Here is a 17,632-nt window from a genome sequence, read left to right as displayed (position 1 = left end):
CACATGATGGCGGACCCGGCGCCGATGGTCAGCCGGCCGTGACCTCCTGTGGTACCGGAGCCGGCGCGGACGCGGACTCGTCCTCCTCTGCGCGGCTGAGGGCGGCGTCGCGGGTGTCCGGCATCAGGACATAGGTGACCAGGGAGACCAGCGCGCACCCGGACACGTACCAGAAGAACAACGACTCATGGCCGGCGTCCTTGAACCACAGCGCGACATACTCCGCCGTGCCGCCGAACAGGGCGTTCGCCAGCGCATAGGGCAGCGCCACGCCGAGCGCGCGCACATGGGTGGGGAACAGCTCCGCCTTCACTGCCGCGTTGATCGAGGTGTAGCCGGTGACGAGGACCAGGGCGATCAGCGAGAGGCCGAGCGCGGACCAGTACGACGACGCGGAACCGAGGGCGGTCATGATCGGATAGGTGCCGACGGTGCATCCCACGGCGAAGGCGATCAGGAGCGGACGCCGTCCGATCCGGTCCGACAGCGCCCCGGCGAGCGGCTGCAGCAGGGTGAAGACCGACAGCGCGGTGAAGCTGACCAGCGTGGCGGTGTTCTTGGCCATGCCCGCGCTGCCGATGAGGTACTTGGTCAGATACGTCGTGTAGGTGTAGTACGCGACCGTGCCACCGAGGGTCAGCGCCATCACCAGGCCCGCCTGCCGCCGGTACTGCCACAGTGCGCCGAGCGAGCCGCGCTCTTGCGCGCCCGTCTCCCCGGCGGACTCCTCCGCGAAGGCGTCGGTCTCCTGGAGGCGGCGGCGCAGCCAGAAGACCACGAGGGCGAAGACCGACCCGACCACGAACGGGATCCGCCAGCCCCAGGAGTGCAGCTGGGCTTCGCTCAGGGTGTGCTGCAGGGTGATGAGAATGCCCAGCCCGAGCAGTTGGCCGAGCGTCATGGACACGTACTGGAAGGACGAGCCGAGACCGCGTCGGCCGCGCGCGGACGCCTCCGTCAGATAGGTGGCGCTGGCCGCGTACTCACCGCCGATGCTCAGTCCCTGGAGCAAGCGGCCCAGCAGCAGGATGAGAGCGCCGAAGTATCCGGCCTGCTCGTACGTCGGCGCGGTCGCGATCAGCAGGGCGGCCACCGACATCATGGTGACGGTGAGGGTCAGCGCGCTCTTGCGGCCGTGCCGGTCCGCGGCCCGGCCGAGCACCCAGCCGCCGACCGGGCGCATCAGGAAGCCGACCGCGAAGATGCCCGCGGTGTTCATCAGCCGGGTGGTGGGGTCGCTGTCGGGGAAGAACGAGTCCGCGAAGTAGATCGCGAAGCTGGCGTAGACGAACCAGTCGTACCACTCGACGAGGTTGCCCAGGGAGCCGCCGACAAGGGCGAGGCGGCGGCTCTGCGGCGCGGGAGGGCCCTGGGGTGCGGGACGATTCCGGGGTCCCGGCGGAACGGGGACAGCGGTGGACGGCATCAGCGGCTCCTGATCGGACGGGGCACTGGCGTGCCGGGTGCTGAAGATGTGCAGGAGCGTGCCCTCGTGCCATTGCGGCGGCAACGCGACGCGGCGAGATCTAACATCCCGCTAAGAAGCGCGGTGGTTTCCGGGGCCCCGGGCGCCCGGGATCAGTTCCGTCCGCAGTTCATTGCTTCCGCGTCGGGCCGCCGTGCCTCTGGGGTAGCGGGGCGAGCCGGTCAGCCGGTCAGCGGAGCCACTGGAGCCGCTGGAGCCCGGAGTGGGTCAACGGCGGTCGGGGTGAAGGCCGCTGCGCCAGTACGTGAACTGTTCCAGTGGGTCCCCGTCCGCGTTCCAAGGCCAGGGCGTGGCAATGCCTTGTGTGGCGTGCAGTGCCCGGCCGGCCTCTTCCGTCCTGGCGGCCTTGACCAGTGCGTACGCCAGCACATTGAGGTCGGCCACGGCCGCCGCGTGGGTGAGGAAGCCGGGAGTCGTCCAGTGCGTCGCCGCCACGCCCAGTGCCTGGGCCGCGTCCGGCCGGGACCAGTGTTCGCTGATGGTGACCGCGGCCAGGCCGCCCGAGGTGAGCGTGCGCTGGTAGCCGCGGACGATCGCCGTCACCTCCAGCCCGGCGGTGGGGGCGTCGGCGGGCATCTCGGCGCGGACTCCGTCGACCAGGTCCATCATCAAGCCGGTGGATCCGCACTCCTGCGGCGACAGGTAGCCGAGAGCCTGGAGGTGCGCCTCCCGGTTCCAGGTGTCCCGAGCCTTGATCTCTCGCCAGACCTCCGCCATTTCCTGGTTGGGGCGCCGCTCCAGCCGCAGCGCGGCGAGCAGTACCGTCCAGGGATTGGGGTCATCGGGAACGAGCTCGGCCGCGCGCAGGCAGGTTTTCCGGGTCTCGCTCAGGTCGCAGGGCGAGCCCTGCGACCGTGCGTGGACGACGTCCGACCAGGCGTGGAGAAGGAGCGCCGCCTGGGCACCGGGGTGGTGCCGCCTCCAGTACCCCGGCACTATCCGCCCGACGGACTCGGCGAGCACCTTCAGACGGTGGCCCTTGCGGTCCCAGTTCTGGCCGGTGTCCCGGACCACGTCGTCGAGCAGGTCGACCACGGTCTCCAGCTGCCCAAGGCTCCACAGGGGTTCCACTTGCCCCAGGACACGTCCGAGGGCGGTGTCGTCGAGCTCGGGAGCCAGGCGGGGGCGGATGCCTCGGTGACGCGAGAAGAGGGGCATGTTCTCTACAGGCCTTCCGGATGTGGGCTCATCGGCTGCGCTCGCCAGTTGACGTAAGCTACCGGTCGCACCTCCGGTGAGTCACTGCCCGTCCGGGAAAACCTGCGAGGTTCCGTCCCGCGGAGCTCAGCTCCGTGGTCGAATCCGCGATCAGAGCCGGCATCGGTGCAGTGCAGTTCTCTGCGCGTGCGCTCGAAGGAATCGGCCCACACGTCGGCGCGGGCGTTGCGCCAGTCCAGGGTCCAGTCCAGCCTGAGGCCGGCCGAACTCCAGCCCTCTTCCGACCGGTCCGCGGCGCTGTCCGGTCCGCTGCCCGCACCGCTGCCCACGACGGCGGCGCGGGCGGCCGCTATGGCCTCGTAGGAGTCGGCGGCCGGTCCGACGAAGACATGCGAGCCGGATCGTCCGATGTCCAGTGCGTTGTGCATGGGCACATCCACCTGCCAGAGCGGCAGCTCGCGCGTGCTCAGGCCGTTCACCTCGCGCGGCGGCCTCCTCCTCGGCCGCGGGCTGTGCACCAGCCGGGGAGCGGGGTCGGCACCGCGGGACTCGAAAAGGACGTCAGCAGTCGACGCGTACGCCGTGGGAACCTGGTACATCTGAATGCCTTTCATATCCGCCGACGGCAGTGATGCCGACGGCTACTTGGACGGTGGTTCGTCCTGCGTCGCGTCCCCCGAGTCGTCCTCGCGGCCGGGAGTGCGCAGGTTCCACAGGCGGATGACGAATCGCAAGACGACGTAGTAGACGACCGCGTAGCCGAGCCCGATGGGGATGAGCAGGAGCGGTGTGGTGGCCTTGCCGAAGTTGATGACGTAGTCGATGGCGCTGGCGGAGAAGGTGAAGCCGTCATGGATGCCCAGCGCGTTCACCAGTGCCAGCGACGTTCCGGTGAGGACGGCGTGGATGAGGTAGAGCGGCCACGCGACGAACATGAACGCGAATTCCAGCGGTTCGGTGATGCCGGTGACAAAGCTGGTGAGTGCCGCCGACAGCATCAGGCCGCCGACGACCTTGCGCTTCTGCGGGCGTGCCTCGTGCCAGATCGCGAGAGCCGCCGCGGGGAGGGCGAACATCATGATGGGGAAGAAGCCGGTCATGAAGATGCCGGCGTGCGGATCCCCGGCGAAGAAGCGGTTGAGGTCTCCGTGGACGCCGTTGTAGTCGCCGAGGATGAACCACACGAAGGAGTTGTGGATGTGGTGCAGGCCGACCGGGATGAGCAACCGGTTGGCCGTGCCGTAGACACCGCCACCGATGACGCTGTTCTCGGCCACGGCCCGGCCCACGGCAGTGAGCCCGCTGTTGAACAGCGGATACGCGAAGCTCATGAGGACACCGACGATCAGCGCGGCCACGGCGGTGATGATGGGCACGAGGCGGCGTCCGCTGAAGAAGCCCAGGTAGGGCGGGAGTCTGGTGCGGTAGAAGCGCTGCCACAGGACCGCGGTGAGCAGCCCTATGACGATGCCGCCGAGCACGCCGAAGTTGACGAGCGCCTGCGCGCCCGCGGGGTCCTTCTTGCCCTCCAGGACGATCGGCGACATCGCGGTGAACACCCCGTCCAGGACAAGGTAGCCGACCACCGCCGCGAGTGCCGTTGAGCCGTCCGCCTTCCTGGCGAAGCCGATGGCGATGCCCACCGCGAAGATGAGGGGCAGATGGGTGAACAGGGCGCCGCCCGCGGCCGAGATGACACCCGCCGTCTCCTTGAGCGGGGTGAACCGGCCGAGGACGTCGCTCTGCCCGAGCCGCAGCAGCAGTCCCGCGGCGGGCAGCACGGCGATCGGCAGCATCAGGCTGCGGCCGAGCCGTTGCAGCCCGGCCATCCCGGGACGGCTCCCCGTGGGGGTGGGTGCGCTTGCGTTCATGGAGACCTCGAATGTGTGCAGCGACAGCGGCGGTTCAGCGATGTGTGACGATCCCGTTCCGGGCAGTGACCTACCAGAAGCCGAGCCGAAACGCTGGGGCACCTGGCGCCATCGTCGCCGAGGGCCCGGAGATGTACGTCGGCGCTAACTACGCGAAGAAGATCGGGCGCACGGACGTCCGCTTCATCGCCGGTGACTACTCCAGGCAGGTCGAGGCGGCCATCAAGTCCGGCGCCCTGTACGGCACCGTGAACCAGAGCCCCATCCTCGAGGGCAGGTTGGCGGCCAAGTACGCACACGACTGGCTGACCGGGCACAAGCAGTCGGTACCGCGGCCCAATGCCCTGATCCCGCTCCCGCTGATCACCAAGGAGAACGTGGACCAGCACCCGGCGGAGTGGAGCGGCTGATCCCCCGCGCCCGCCGCCCGCTCGGCGGCGGGCGGCACGGCCCACTGGCACACCAGGACACCGGTCCGCCAGGTCGCCCCGGAACCCGGCACCTGGCGGACCGGCACCGCTCGGACCAACGCAAACGAGCCCCGAGTGCGGCGCGCGATTCGCGGGCACCGAGGTTCGGCTCGTGATCGCAGACAGAGGAATGATTGTTGATGCCCACTGACGTCAGGCTCCAGCTCTCGGGCGTGACCAAGCAGTTCGGTCCGGCCGTGGTACTCGACCACGTCGACCTCCAGGTGCGGGCGGGCCAGGTCCATGGGCTCATCGGGCAGAACGGAGCCGGGAAGTCGACGCTGGTGAAGACCCTGGCCGGCCTCTACCCGGACCACGGTGGCGGGACAAGGATCGACGGCAGGCCCGCGGCCTTGAGAAACCCCCGGCAGTCGCGGTCGGAGGGTATCGCCGTCATCCACCAGGAGTTCAGCCTCGTCTCCGAGATGACCGTGGCGGAGAACCTCCTGCTCGGACGCGAGCCCGGACTGTGGGGCTACAACCGGCGCGCCATCCGCAAGAAGGCCGAGGCGCTGGTCGAGGAGGTGGGCATCGAGATCGGTGAGAGCGTCGAGGCGAGTGTCAGCGGACTCAGTCCCGCGATCCGCCAGCGCATCGAGATCGTGAAGGCACTGGCGGAGGACGCCAAGGTGCTGATCATGGACGAGCCGACCGCCCGGCTCTCCGAAGCCGAGCGCCTGTCTCTTTTCCGTGTGGTCCGGCAACTGGCCGACCGCGGCGTCGGAATGGTGTTCATCTCGCACTTCCTGGACGAGGTGCGAGAAGTGACCGATTGGCTCACCGTGATGCGCAACGGCAGGGTCGTCGCCTCGGAGCCCACGAAGTCGCTGACCGTCGGACGCATGGCCGCCCTGATGCTCGGCGAGGAGTTCCAGCAGGTTATCGACCATGAGCGGGCGGTCGGTCAGGCCGACGACACCCGGCCGGTCGTCCTCGAGGCCGACTCGGTCAGCGTCGGGGACCGCCTGCGCGGCGTCAGCATCGCCCTGCGGGCCGGGGAGATCGTGGCCGTGGCCGGACTCGTCGGCTCGGGTCGGACGCGGCTGTGCCGGGTGCTCACCGGCGTCGAGCAACCCACCGGAGGGCGGCTGCGGGTACGCGGGAGCGAGGTGAGGTTCTCCGGCCCCCGGGGCGCGATCTCCCGGGGGATCGCCCTGATCCCGGAGGACCGCAAGTACCAGGGGCTGAGCCTGTCGAGCCCGCTGACCGAGAACCTGTGCCTCATGGCGCTTCAGCGGCGGCGTGGTCCGGCGCGGCGCCGTGCGCCGGTTGAGCACTCGGCTGGTCGAGGATTTCGAGATCTCACCCGGCGACATCGACGCGCACGCGGCGACACTCGGTGGCGGAAACCAGCAGAAGGTCGTGCTCGGCAAGGCCCTCGCCTGCGAGCCGGAGGTGCTGGTCATCGACCAGCCGACGGCGGGCGTCGACATCGGGACGAAGGCCCAGATCCATCGCCTGCCGCGTGAGCGCGCGGAGGCAGGGGTGGCCCTACTCGTCGTCTCGGACGACATCGACGAGCTCTACGCGCTCGGCGACCGCTTCCATGTGATGCGCCAGGGCGAGCTCGTCTGGCAGGGGACCTCGGCCGAGGTCACACGCGACGAGCTCGTGGAGCTCATCGCGTCCGGCACGGCGCCCGAGGCGCCGGGCACCGCGGAGGGCAACAGCACAGAGGCAGCACCGGGCGAGGAGACCGCCGCCTCGCACGGCTGACGATCCCCGCCGGCACCGGCGAAGGCGCCCGGCGCCCGGCGCCGCCCGTCCAACTGCCCCCCTGGCCGCCACCGGGGGCTGACCGGTGCGGCACTGAGCGCCTGGGAACTCGCGGGCCTCCCCGATCCGGGGAAGAGGGCCCGATCGGGCACTGGCCCTCCCTGGCCGCATACAGGGAGGGCCGCCTCTGGTATCCCCGGGTCTTCCGGTGGATCCCAGAGGCGGCCGGGTGCTCCCTCGGTGCCGGTCAGTGGCGGTCGGTGCCCGGAGTGTTCGCCTCCGTGACATTGACGGCGGCCCAGGCCCTGTTGACGGCCTGATACTCCGTGCTGCCGCTTCCATGGATGTCGGCAGCGGCCTTGAGCGTCGCGACGCGGGCCTGGTGGAAGTCGGTGGTCGAGACCATGTACCGGGTCAGCGCGCGGTAGAAGATCTGCTCGGCCTTGGCCCGGCCGATGCCCTTCACCTTGGAGCCGTCGAAGGTCGGCGAGTCGTAGGCGACGCCCCTGATGGTCTTCTTCCCGCTTCCCTCGGCGAGCAGGTAGTACGCGTGGGAGGAGACACCCGAACCGGCGTGCACCTCCCGGTCGAACGACCCCTTGTCCCAGTAGTCGACGCTGCCCTCGAGCTTGTCCAGCGAGGGCTTGTCGAGGCGGCGCAGGAACTTCTGCGCCAGGCCGAGCTTCTCACCGAGGAGGTAGTTCGGCGGGTTGGCGGGGTTGTTCGCCTTGAACTCGACGCTCGAAGCGAAGATGTCGGCGAGGGACTCGTTGAGCGATCCGGGCTCACCGAACTGGTTGCCGTTGGCGTCGATACGCGTGGGCTTGAGGTTGGCGGTCGCCTCCACGACGCCGTGGGTGAGTTCGTGGCCGGTCACGTCGAGCGCCACCAGCGGCTGCTTGAACTGCTGGCCGTCCCCGTCGCCGTAGAGCATGCATCCGCAGTCGCCGGACCAGAAGGCATTGGCCACCTTGGAGCCCCAGTGCACCATTGCCTGCGGCCCCTTGCCGTCGTTCTTGGTGCCCTTGCGGCCGAAGGTGCTCTTGTAGAAGTCGAACGTGGTGGTGATGCCGTACTGGACGTCCACCGCGGCAGTGACCGGGTCGGAGACCTTGCCGTTGCCCCAGCGGTTGTCGGCGTCGGTGACCGTCTTGCCGTCCTGGAAACTGTCCAGCCTCTTCTGCTGCGCGCTCCTGGTCTCGGAGCTGCCGCGGCTGGGGTCCGTCAGAACGAAGGCGCCGCTGCCGCTCTTCTTGGTCGTGGTCAGCGGCACACGACCCACGAACAGCGAGTTCCCGGTGCCTGCCTTGCCGGGAGCGGCGGCCTTCGGGGCGGCGAGGGGAGCCAGGGCCCGACTACCGAGGCCGCGCAGTGTCCGCTCGAGCTTCGGAGAGATGAAGCCCTCGGCCAGCGGGGAGCTGCTGAGGACCTTGCCGGAGGTGGCATCCACGATCACACTGCGGCCGCCGGCCTCGGGGGCGCCGACGTCGACGACGGTGACCTGGTAGGCCAGGACCGGCTCGGCACCGCGGGCGTCGATGACCAGTTCGGCCGTGTCGGCGGGCCCGTGGGGGGAAGCCTTGGCGGCGGCCTCGGCACCGGCGCCCCCGGTGCCGTCCACCGAGCCATTGACCGAGGCGGCCGCTCTGTCTGCCGCCTGCTCGGCGGTCAGACGCGGGGTGAGCGTCGCGACGGAGACCTGGTGGCCAATGGCCCGGGTCACGTCGAGGTAGGTGTTGTGGCGGTCGAGGTGGACAACGATGTCTCCGCCCACGACGGGGACTCCGTCGTAGACACGCGCGAAGCGGACGTGCCGCTTGCCCTCGGGGTCGATCATCGTGTCCTTGGCTGTCAGACTCTCCTTCTTGCCGACGCCTGTTTCCTTGGCGTGGGCGACGGCGGCGGCGACCGCCGCCTTCACGATCTGGTCGGAAGAGGTCCGTGTACGGGTCGAGGGGGTCCCGGACTCGTTGACCGACCCGGACGGGATCGCCGCGGAGGCTGCTCCCGCCATGGTCGCGGCGGTTGCCACCGCCACGGCGACGGCCGTTATTCGTTTACGGGACTTGAGGAGTGAACGCACTGTCTCGGTTGCTCCTTGAGTCGAGGGGGGGCGTAACGAAGATCGACCAAGGAGACGGAGGACTGGGCATGCCGGTTGTCGGGGACGGACGACCGACCACCATGTGAGACCGAAGGTCATGCGCAGGTCAAATCGGTTGAGGCGCAAGGCAGCTGACGTAATGTCAAAATTCAGGTGGGAGGTGAGGGCGTCAGTCGTCCGTTCCCCGGCGGACGACTTCGCCCTCACTCGCCTCCTCGAGCCAGGGCCGCCGATGCGCCCTGAGAGGGGCCTTGCTAGGAGGCCGCCTCGGCGTCGCCGTCGGTCTGCCCGGTCGGCGACGAAGCGCCCGCCGCGCCGGAGACGGGCTCGTAGTACACCGAACGTCCTTGCTTGGAGCGGTGGGCCGCCGCCTTGCGCACCAGACCCTCGAGAGCGGTCCGCACACTGATGACCGTGACCGGGCGCTCCGGCGTCGCCACCGCTGCCGCGATCTCGGCCGCCGACATGGGCCCGCTCTGACGGACGAGGCAGCCCTCGACCAACTCGATCAGCTTGGAGGACTGAGGTGCTTCCTTGGCGTCCGCGGTGTCGGCCCCACTCGACTTCGCGTCCTTCTTCGCACCGCGCGCGGACTTGCGGCCCCGGGAAGGAGCGGCCTTCTTGGCGCCCTGGCGCCTGGGCTTGGGCACCTGCGCCTTGGCCTTCGGCTCCTCCTCCACCGACTCGACCTGGTCGGTCGCCGCCTCGCCCGTCGCCTCGGGGGCGAGGGTACCGACGGCGTTCCGCATACTCACCAGCATCTCCCGGTCCCGCCGAAGGACCTCCAACTCCTCCTGCAGCGAGGCGATCTGCGCTGTGACGCGCTCGTGGCCCTCCTCGTTCTGCCGCAGGTCGGCGGCCACCCTGGCCTCGTACTCAGCTTGCAGGCTCTGGCTCTTGGACAGGACATCGGACACGAATACCACCACTCACCTTCAGGGTCTCCGACAGCGTTGACGCCCGAGATACCGGCTGCCCATCCAAGGCGACCGGGCCGAACGCGATTCGTTTCGGACGGACGCGAGGATTGCCTTCTCGGACACCGACTTCGACAGTCAGGTAACTGTCTGCCGACACAGTAAACCCCGTGGGCTCATATTCAGCTATGCCCCCGTACGAACTCCTACCAGCGCGGCCGCGCCGTACAGCACGCTCAGCAGTGGCGCAGGACACTTCCAACGCCCAACAGGACGACGACGTCCGGTCACTCCAAAGGGTCATCCAGTATGTGCGCGAACGGCCGAGTGACTGTACGACTGGTGCGGTCGAGACCCCCGATCGCCTCCGGGCTGAGCACGGTGAGGGTCATGGCCGGGCTCGCAGCCATGCGGCGAAGGCGTCCAGGGCCGGCGCGGGGTCGTGTCGTCCGATGCCGACGCGGAAGCGGTCCGTGGGTGTGTCGGTGAGTTCGGAGCGGTAGATGCTCGCGGGCAGCAGCAGGACTCCGGCTTGCTCGACGAGCTCGGTGCAGAACGCCTCGACCCCGTCCGGACCCAGATAGCGCGGATAGGCCACACAACCGCCGTCCGGGGCCCGCCACTCGAAGAGCTCGCCGAACTCGGCGAAGAAGGCGTCGAAGGCCGGCACATTGGCGGCGATGATGGCACGGTTGCGCTCCAGGATGTACTGCCGGGCCTTGACGGCGATTCGGGCCAGGACCTCACTCGGCGCCGAGTTGCAGATCGTCGTGTAGTGCTTGGCACGTTCCAGCCGGGAGCGCAGTTCCCGGTCCCGGCAGGTGATCCAGCCGATCCTCAGCCCCGGCAGGCCCAGCGACTTCGATGTGACGTTCAGCGACAGGGCCCGCTGCGACAGGTCGGCGGCCTGCGGCAGAGTTCGCGAGGGGTCGGGTTCGAGCCCGCGGTAGACCTCGTCGCTGAACAGATGGATCCCTCGCTCGTCGCACAGGTGGGCAAGGCGGGTGAAGTCCGCGACATCGATGACCTTGCCCGTGGGGTTGTTGGGGAAGTTGACCGAGACCACCCGGGTGTTGGGGCGGATCGCGGCGACCACCTCGTCCAGGTCCAGGGCCCAGTCCCGCTCGGGATCCAACGCCACCGCGCCGACCTCGCACAGCGACAGCGGGACGGTCTCGGCGGCCTGGTAGTTGGGGGCGAGCACCACCGCGTGGTCACCGGGTCCCAGCAGGACCTGCATGGCGATGTACAGGGCTTCCTCCGCGCCGGCGAAGCAGATCACGTCGTCGGCTTCCGCATGGTCGTACATCTGCGCGATGGCGTGCCGCAGGCCCGGGTCGCCGAAGGTCTGCGTGTAGCCGAAGGACAGCGTCTCCCAGGCATGCCGGTCCTCGGCGTCGGCCAGCGCCAGCAGTTCGGCCATGGTCATGGTCTGCGCGTCGGAGGCGGTCAGATGGTGGCGGGCGGTGAACTCCCAGCGGGAGAAGTAGGTCTCCAGCCGGAAGTCGGGCAGTTGGGTCACGAGGCGTTCCCTTGGGCTTTGAGTTCGGCCAGGAGTGCGTAGACGGTGGAGCGAGACGCCTTGAGAGCGCCCGCGACGACCGGGACCGCGCGCCGGAAGGCGAAGACTCCGGCCCGGTCGAGTTCGGTGAGTACGGTGAGGCGGTCCTCCCGCCCGAGGCGTTCGACGGGGCGTCCCCGAGCGCGGACGAACGAGCCGATGATCTGGTGCACCCGCTCGGTCCAGTCCTGTTCGAACAGAGCCTCGGGACGCGGTGTCGAGGGTGCGGCGAATCCCGCCAGCAGTGCGGCCGCCCGGTCCATCGGCGTCCGGTCGAGGTTGACGCACATCACGGCCGACGGCTGTCCCTCCTCGTCCCTGAGCACCGCGCTGACCGAGGAGAGGCGCCGCCCGTCGGCCAGGAGCTTCTCGTAGGGCCCGTAGACATCGCGGGCCGACGGGTCCAGGCGGTCCAGCTCGCCCAGCAGCGAGGGGTCACCGGGTCCGCGCCTGGTCATCGGATTCCAGATGGCCAGCACCCGGTCGCGTGCGGCGTCGTGCAGGACCACCTCGGCATAGGGGCCCAGCAGCAGGGCCACGGCTTGGCACGCCGGTGACCACATCCTCACGCGCGGGTCGGCGCTGTCCTCTGAGATCTCCATATCTGGAGGTTATGTCCAGGGTGGACTTTCAGTCCAGCACCTCACTTGGACTTACTGTCCGGACTGGAGGATCGGTCCAGAGCGCAAGCGGTGCGAGAGCCGGTGCGCCGAGCCCGCCGGAGGGTCACCCTGCGTCCCCGAATCCGATCCCAGCGTGAAAGATCCCCGCGGACCGCGCATGTCAAGAGATCGGTCTGCGGATTTTCTAGCGGTACCGCTCGGATCGCCCCATGTGCCCGGTAGGCCCGGCACATCTCGCCCATGAGTCTGGTGACACCGCCCGGCGCAGTGCGCTGACCTTCAATGCCCTCTCGGAAGGAGTTGCCATGGAAGAGCCCGACCACCGCGACGTTCGCGGCGCCCTGGGCGACGTGACCGCGCGGGCGACGCACGAGCGTCCCGGAGCGCTCCCGGTGGTCCGACGATGACCGGGTCAACGGTGTGCACGCACCCGGGCGCCTGCGGTGCCACGGCTTCTCCGTCCCCCTGGGTCTTCGAGTCGTCCCCCCGGGCCGCCGGGAAGGCCCGTCGTACGATCCGGCGGCAGCTGCTGTGCTGGGGGCTGACGGCTCTGACCGACGACGCGACCCTGATCGCGTCCGAGCTCGTCACCAACGCCGTCGTCCACGGCAGCGGCTCGGTCTCGCTCACCGCCCGTCTGGTCACCAGCTCACCCAGGAACATCGACCTGCACATCGAGGTGACCGACCACGGGCACGGCTGGGAGTCCGGTCACCACGCCTCGCGGCTGCCGGTCGCTCCCCTGTCCGACGGCGGCCGGGGGCTGCATATCGTCCGGGCGACCGCCCACCTGTGGGGCGCCTCCCGGACCCCCGACGGCTGCACCGTGTGGGCCCGGCTGCCCGCGGGTTCCCTGCGTCCCGTGCCGCGCACACGTCCGGAGCCCAGGGGTCTGATCCACGCGGACCTCTCCCCGCAGGTCTAGCATTGACGGCAGTACGCTTCCGACGGTTCGCGAACGGTGCGCCGCGCCGGACCGCGCCGCCCGCGACCGAGAACAAGGGGCGCCGCGCCGTGAAGCTGCCCTCCCTCTCCGAACTCAGCAGAATCCTCCACGAGGTCCCGGTCGGTATCTGGGGCGTGGATCGGGACCTGCGCTTCCAGTTCGCCGCCGGACACGCCTTCGAAGGGCTCGCCGACCGAGAGGGGCCGGTCTCCCGGGTGACGGTGGTCGACTTCCTGGACCTCTCACCGAAGGGGAAGCCCGCGTCCTGCCTGGCGGCGGCGCTCGGCGGCAGGGCATCGGCGTTCCGGCTCAAGCGCGGCGAGCACTGGATGCTCGTGCACGCCGCGCCCTGGGAGGGCCGTGGCGGCATCGTCGGGATCGTCGGAGCGGTCATCGACATCGACGCGCAGGTGGAGGCCGAAAAGGCCCGCCACCAGGCGGAACTGAAGTTCCGGCGGTTCATGGACAGCGCTCCCGCGTACGCGTTCATGTTCGACGAGCAGGAGCGGCTCACCTACGCGAACCAGCCCTACCTCGACCTGTACGGAAAGACCGCCTCCCAGGTCATCGGCAAGACCCAGCACGAGCTCCACCCGCCCGACGTCGCCGACCAGTACGTCGCCGCCGACGAGCAGGTGCGCCGGGGGCGGCGCCCGATGCGCATCCAGGCCAAGGCCACCCGCTTCGACGGCCACACCTACTACTCCGACGGCTACAAGTTCCCCTTCCGCTCCCCGGACGGCCGACTGCTCGTCGGTGGGATCTTCGTCGACACCACGGCGCGAGTGCGTGCCGAGCGGGAGCGGCAGGCGGCCGAGAGCCGATTCGCGCTCTTCATGGACTTCAGCCCCGCGATCTCCTTCCTCGTCGATGCCGACGACCGGACCGTGTGGGCGAACAAGACCTACCTCGACGAGATCGGCAGGAGCGCCGAGGACGTCGTCGGCAAGCTGCCCGACGAGATTCACGGCCCCGGAACGGGCGAGCAGTTCGGGCCCAGCACCCAGGAGGTCCTGCGGACCGGGTCACCGGTGCGCACGGAGCAGGCGGTGTACTTCGACGACGGCACCTTCCGCCACCTGGACGGCTACAAGTTCCCCGTCCCCCAGCCCGACGGCTCGTGCCTGGTCGGCGGCACCTTCGTGGACGTCACCGAGCGGGTGCGCGCCGAGCAGGCCCGAAGGTCCGCGGAGGAGCGCTTCTCCACCTTCATGCGGCTGCTGCCCGCGGCGGCGTACACCAAGGACGAGAACCTGCGCTTCACCTGGGCCAATACGGCGGCCCTGCGGAACATGGGAGTGGAGTTGGCGGACCTGGTGGGGCGCACCGACATCGAGATCGACGACGGGCCCCTGGGCCGGACGCACCACGAACAGGACGCCTCGGTCCTCGCGGCCAGGCACCCCATGGCCTTCCACGTCCGGACCAACGGCCGGGACATGGAGGACGTGGGGCAGAGCTTCGGTTTCCGCTTTCCGCTGCCCGGGGACGGCAATGACGCGGTGGGCGGGGTGTTCCTGGACACCACCGAGGAGAGGCGCGCCCGCGAGGGCCTGGCGGAGAGTGAGACCCGTTTCCGCATTCTCTTCGAACGCTCTCCCATCGGCATCGCCGTCACCGACATGGGAGCGAGGATCGCCGAGGTCAACAGTGCCTTCGCCGACATGCTGAAGACTACATCCGCCGAGCTCAAGGGCACCTGCCTACCGGATCTGACCTACCCTCGGGAGGACCCCGAGGAGAGCGGGCAGCTGCGGCAGCTGATCTCGGGTCAGCGCTCGCAGTACCGCCTGGACAAGCAACTGGCCCGCCCGGGAGGCGACGAGCCGGTGAGCGTGACGCAGCTGACCACCGTGGTGAGGGACTCCTCCGGCACTCCGCAGGCGATGATCGCGATGGTCAGCCTGGTGCACGATGTCACCCAGCGCACGGCGGACTCGTGGAAGCCGGAGGACATCCGCCTTCTGAAACTCGTGGCGGACGGCGCCTCGGACGCCCAGGCCTCCCGCGCCCTCGGACTCGGCGAGTCCACGGTCCGGCTGCGGCTGAGCTCGCTGAAGCGGCGCCTGCGGGCGACCAACCGGGCGCACTTGGTCGCCCGTGCCTACCAGGTGGGACTGCTGAGCGTGGTGGACAGCCGGGTCTGACGCGTCATCGCGGTGCGTCGAGACCTCCCAGGTCGAGTCGGCGCAGGCGGGCGGGGTCGGCGAGTACGTTCAGCTCCACGATCCTGCCGCCGGTGACGGTGCAGCCCATGACCGAGAACGGCACTCCCTCGGGAGCGTTGACCAGTCCCATGGCTCCGTTGACGAGCGCCGGCCGCGCGAACTGGGCGAACCGCGCGAAGGCGAGCGCCTGCTCGGCCACGGCCCTGGCTCCACGGATCAGCTGCGAGGCACCGGCGAGCCCGGCGGGCCCGGTTCCGGTGTCGGCCCGGAGCACGACCTCCGGATCCAGCAGCGCGAGGAGCGCGTCGAAGTCACCGGCGCGTGAAGCGGCGAGGAAGGCGTCGACGACCTCGCGCTGGCGGGAGAGGTCGCTGTCCGGCGTGGCCGCTTCCCGCACCCGGCGGCGGGCGCGGCTGGCGAGCTGCCTCGCCGCCGCCGGGGTGCGGTCCACGATGGGCGCGATGTCGTCGAAGGGCACGGCGAACATGTCGTGCAGCACGAAGGCGAGCCGCTCGGCGGGAGGCAGCGCGTCCAGCACCACGAGCAGCGCCAGGCCGACCGAGTCGGACAGCAGGGCCTCCTGCTCGGGGTCGTGCCCGTCGGCCCTGCCGATGACCGGGTCGGGAACATGCGCCTCCAACGGGTCCTCACGACGTGAGGCACGCGAGCGCAGCATGTCCAGGCACACCCGCCCGACGACCGTCGTCAGCCAACCACCCAGGTTCCGCACACCGCTGGCATCGGAGCGCTGGACGTGGAGCCAGGCCTCCTGCAGGGCGTCGTCCGCCTCGCTCAGCGAGCCGAGCATCCGGTAGGCCACCGCTCGCAGATGCGTCCGGTCGGCCTCGAAGCGCTCCGCCGCAGATTCGTGTGCGTTCATCCGTCGCGTTCTCCCGTCGTGATCCGTCAGCGCTGTGACGGATGGGATCCCGACGATAGGACAGGGGCCTGCCGCCCCGGTCGACGGGCTCCCGCGGCACGACGGCGGTCACACCTTTCCCAGCGTCATGGGCATGGGGGTGACATCGCGCTGTGCCATCTCCACGATCGGGGCGGACACGGGCAGCGGCCCGGGGGCCAGCAGATGGCGTGCCGCCTCGAACGGCTCAGCGGCCTCACAGCCGCTGAGCCAGCCGTGCCAGGCGTCCTTGGCGGCGAGGTGCTCGGCCGTCAGATAGGGCCGGTCGGACTGGCTGCGGTGCATCGCCACCGCCCGGGCGCGCGCCTGGGCCTGAGAGGGAGTGATCGGCCCGAAGACCGTCGCGGTGAAACCCGGACCGCTGCTGGGTGTGCGGTACCAGGCGAGGTTGACCGCCGAGCGGCGGACCGCGGACCAGGTGATGGCAGCGGCGGCACGGTGGTCCTGGTGGGTGTCGTCCGGATGTGGCGCGAGCACAAGATGGGCGCCGCCGACGATCCCCTCCAGCCAGCGCACACGCGCCGAGGTCACCTCCAGCGCACCGTCCTGCCCCGATTCGTCCACGACCAGCCGGGCGCCGAGCACCTGAGCCGCGTCCGCCGCTTCCCGCACACGCCCGTGCGACGAACCGGTCATCAGCGCGATCACCACGGGCCAGCCCGCCTGGGCATAGCCCGAGAGCAGTGCTCCGGCGCCGTACTCGGCATCGTCGGCGTGCGGGGAGACGGCGACGACGGTGCCGCCCGACTGGCGGGAGGCGGTGTCGGGCATCGTGCGCGGATCCATCTGACTCTCTTCCTGGTTGTACTTGGCCTGTTTCTCCAGGGGCCGGCCGCCAGTCTCGCGCCACCGCGGCCGGACCGGTCGCACCTGAGTGAGGGTGTCCCCACGGTTCGTCGGCAGGTCAGCCGTCTACGGGGCCGGCTCCGGGCCATTCGGCGGAGGAACATCGCGGCGTTCACGGGGGGCAGTGCTCACGAAACCACCATTCGGGTAGACCCTTACAAGTCCGTACGAACAAGTCGCTGAATATGACCACGTTTTGCCGCAATGGGTTCCGAAGGGCCGGTAAAAAGGGGGTGTGGACATCGACTTGACCTACGACAAGTGGGGGCGGCTTCGCGCCATCGGCGACATCCCGATCGCGTACGACCAGATGGGGAGCCGGCCCTGCGCGCTCGGGCCGTTCCGCCTCCGCTACGACCGGATGGGCAGCCGTCTTCGCGCTGTCGGCGACATGGGCATCGACTACGACCACTGGGGCAGCCGGCCCCGCGCACTCGGGGAGTGGGATCTCGAGTACGGCAGGTTCGGCACGACTGTGAAACGTGTCGGCCCCCATGACGTCGGCCATGACTGGCACGGCAGCCGTGTCCGCACCCTTGGGCCATTCGCCGTGTCCTACAGCAAGTGGGGCTCTCGGCCCACTCAGGTGCAGCTCTCGGAGGAGTACGCGTCGCTGCCCGACGAGCTCCTCTTCGTGCTCTTCCTCGTCCTGTACTGGCAGGAGCAGCAGTCCAAGGCATCCCGCGAGCGCCTGATGGAGTAGCGCCCGCGCCAACGGCATGTCGTCCCGAGCGCGCGGTGGCGTCCGCGGGGGGCGTCTTTGTGCGGCGGGCGTCTTGTGCGGATGCGCGTCGCACGGTTGCGCGTCGCACGGACACGGCAGCGCGGTCACGGTGCGACGACACGC

The 17,632-nt window shown here is 69.7% G+C and carries 16 protein-coding genes; 6 read left to right on the top strand and 10 right to left on the bottom strand.

Translation table 11 applies throughout. The features are described 5' to 3' along the window. Window positions 1-28 precede the first annotated feature (28 nt). From IEY86_RS29935 to IEY86_RS29920, 4 genes are all read right to left on the bottom strand, one after another. Window positions 29-1,426, bottom strand: a complete 1,398-nt coding sequence (locus tag IEY86_RS29935; RefSeq protein WP_189135035.1) for an MFS transporter — start codon at window positions 1,424-1,426, stop codon at window positions 29-31. 267 nt (window positions 1,427-1,693) lie between these two features. Next, complete coding sequence (locus IEY86_RS29930) at window positions 1,694-2,644, bottom strand: hypothetical protein (protein WP_189135034.1); 951 nt, start codon at window positions 2,642-2,644, stop codon at window positions 1,694-1,696. A gap of 5 nt (window positions 2,645-2,649) precedes the next feature. Next, window positions 2,650-3,123, bottom strand: a complete 474-nt coding sequence (locus IEY86_RS29925; RefSeq protein ID WP_189135033.1) for a hypothetical protein — start codon at window positions 3,121-3,123, stop codon at window positions 2,650-2,652. Between the two features lie 162 nt (window positions 3,124-3,285). Continuing rightward, entirely contained in the window at window positions 3,286-4,515 is a 1,230-nt protein-coding gene (locus tag IEY86_RS29920) for a PTS transporter subunit EIIC (protein WP_229698873.1), read from the bottom strand. Window positions 4,516-4,646: 131 nt separating this feature from the next. On the opposite strand from IEY86_RS29920, the gene IEY86_RS29915 reads away from it, so the two are divergent. From IEY86_RS29915 to IEY86_RS29905, 3 genes are all read left to right on the top strand, one after another. Further along, a complete protein-coding gene (locus IEY86_RS29915; RefSeq protein ID WP_189135032.1) occupies window positions 4,647-4,925 on the top strand; it encodes a type 1 periplasmic-binding domain-containing protein in 279 nt (92 codons plus the stop codon). A gap of 200 nt (window positions 4,926-5,125) precedes the next feature. After that, complete coding sequence (locus IEY86_RS29910) at window positions 5,126-6,454, top strand: sugar ABC transporter ATP-binding protein (protein ID WP_189135031.1); 1,329 nt, start codon at window positions 5,126-5,128, stop codon at window positions 6,452-6,454. 16 nt (window positions 6,455-6,470) lie between these two features. Then, entirely contained in the window at window positions 6,471-6,701 is a 231-nt protein-coding gene (locus IEY86_RS29905) for a hypothetical protein (RefSeq protein ID WP_189135030.1), read from the top strand. Window positions 6,702-6,948: 247 nt separating this feature from the next. Here IEY86_RS29905 and IEY86_RS29900 read toward each other — a convergent pair whose 3' ends face one another. The 4 genes from IEY86_RS29900 to IEY86_RS29885 all read right to left on the bottom strand — a co-directional run bounded on the left by IEY86_RS29900 (window position 6,949) and on the right by IEY86_RS29885 (window position 11,885). Then, entirely contained in the window at window positions 6,949-8,715 is a 1,767-nt protein-coding gene (locus IEY86_RS29900; RefSeq protein WP_189135055.1) for a M4 family metallopeptidase, read from the bottom strand. Between the two features lie 344 nt (window positions 8,716-9,059). Further along, complete coding sequence (locus IEY86_RS29895) at window positions 9,060-9,722, bottom strand: BlaI/MecI/CopY family transcriptional regulator (protein WP_189135029.1); 663 nt, start codon at window positions 9,720-9,722, stop codon at window positions 9,060-9,062. Between the two features lie 388 nt (window positions 9,723-10,110). Then, window positions 10,111-11,244, bottom strand: a complete 1,134-nt coding sequence (locus tag IEY86_RS29890) for an aminotransferase class I/II-fold pyridoxal phosphate-dependent enzyme (protein WP_189135028.1) — start codon at window positions 11,242-11,244, stop codon at window positions 10,111-10,113. Further along, the gene (locus IEY86_RS29885; protein WP_189135027.1) at window positions 11,241-11,885 is read right to left on the bottom strand and encodes a helix-turn-helix transcriptional regulator; all 645 of its coding nucleotides are present in this window, start codon (window positions 11,883-11,885) and stop codon (window positions 11,241-11,243) included. The genes IEY86_RS29890 and IEY86_RS29885 overlap by 4 nt, the downstream gene beginning before the upstream one ends. A gap of 424 nt (window positions 11,886-12,309) precedes the next feature. Here IEY86_RS29885 and IEY86_RS29880 point away from each other — a divergent pair, with 424 nt between their 5' ends. Together IEY86_RS29880 and IEY86_RS29875 are read left to right on the top strand one after the other, a co-directional pair. Then, entirely contained in the window at window positions 12,310-12,831 is a 522-nt protein-coding gene (locus IEY86_RS29880) for an ATP-binding protein (protein ID WP_189135026.1), read from the top strand. Between the two features lie 89 nt (window positions 12,832-12,920). Then, entirely contained in the window at window positions 12,921-14,999 is a 2,079-nt protein-coding gene (locus IEY86_RS29875; RefSeq protein ID WP_189135025.1) for a helix-turn-helix transcriptional regulator, read from the top strand. 4 nt (window positions 15,000-15,003) lie between these two features. On the opposite strand, the gene IEY86_RS29870 is transcribed toward IEY86_RS29875, so the two are convergent. Together IEY86_RS29870 and IEY86_RS29865 are read right to left on the bottom strand one after the other, a co-directional pair. Continuing rightward, window positions 15,004-15,900 carry a sigma-70 family RNA polymerase sigma factor gene (locus IEY86_RS29870; RefSeq protein WP_189135024.1) on the bottom strand — a complete coding sequence of 299 codons (897 nt, stop codon included), beginning with the start codon at window positions 15,898-15,900 and terminating at the stop codon, window positions 15,004-15,006. Window positions 15,901-16,008: 108 nt separating this feature from the next. Continuing rightward, the gene (locus IEY86_RS29865) at window positions 16,009-16,725 is read right to left on the bottom strand and encodes a PIG-L deacetylase family protein (protein ID WP_189135023.1); all 717 of its coding nucleotides are present in this window, start codon (window positions 16,723-16,725) and stop codon (window positions 16,009-16,011) included. A 295-nt stretch (window positions 16,726-17,020) separates the two neighbouring features. Between IEY86_RS29865 and IEY86_RS29860 the strand changes: the two genes are divergently transcribed. Next, complete coding sequence (locus IEY86_RS29860) at window positions 17,021-17,488, top strand: hypothetical protein (RefSeq protein ID WP_189135022.1); 468 nt, start codon at window positions 17,021-17,023, stop codon at window positions 17,486-17,488. The last annotated feature ends 144 nt before the right edge of the window (window positions 17,489-17,632 follow it).

The sequence above is a fragment of the Wenjunlia tyrosinilytica genome (assembly GCF_014646055.1).
Lineage (GTDB): Bacteria > Actinomycetota > Actinomycetes > Streptomycetales > Streptomycetaceae > Wenjunlia > Wenjunlia tyrosinilytica.
Note: the sequence above shows the minus strand (reverse complement) of the source record. Positions and strands in the feature narration are given on the sequence as shown.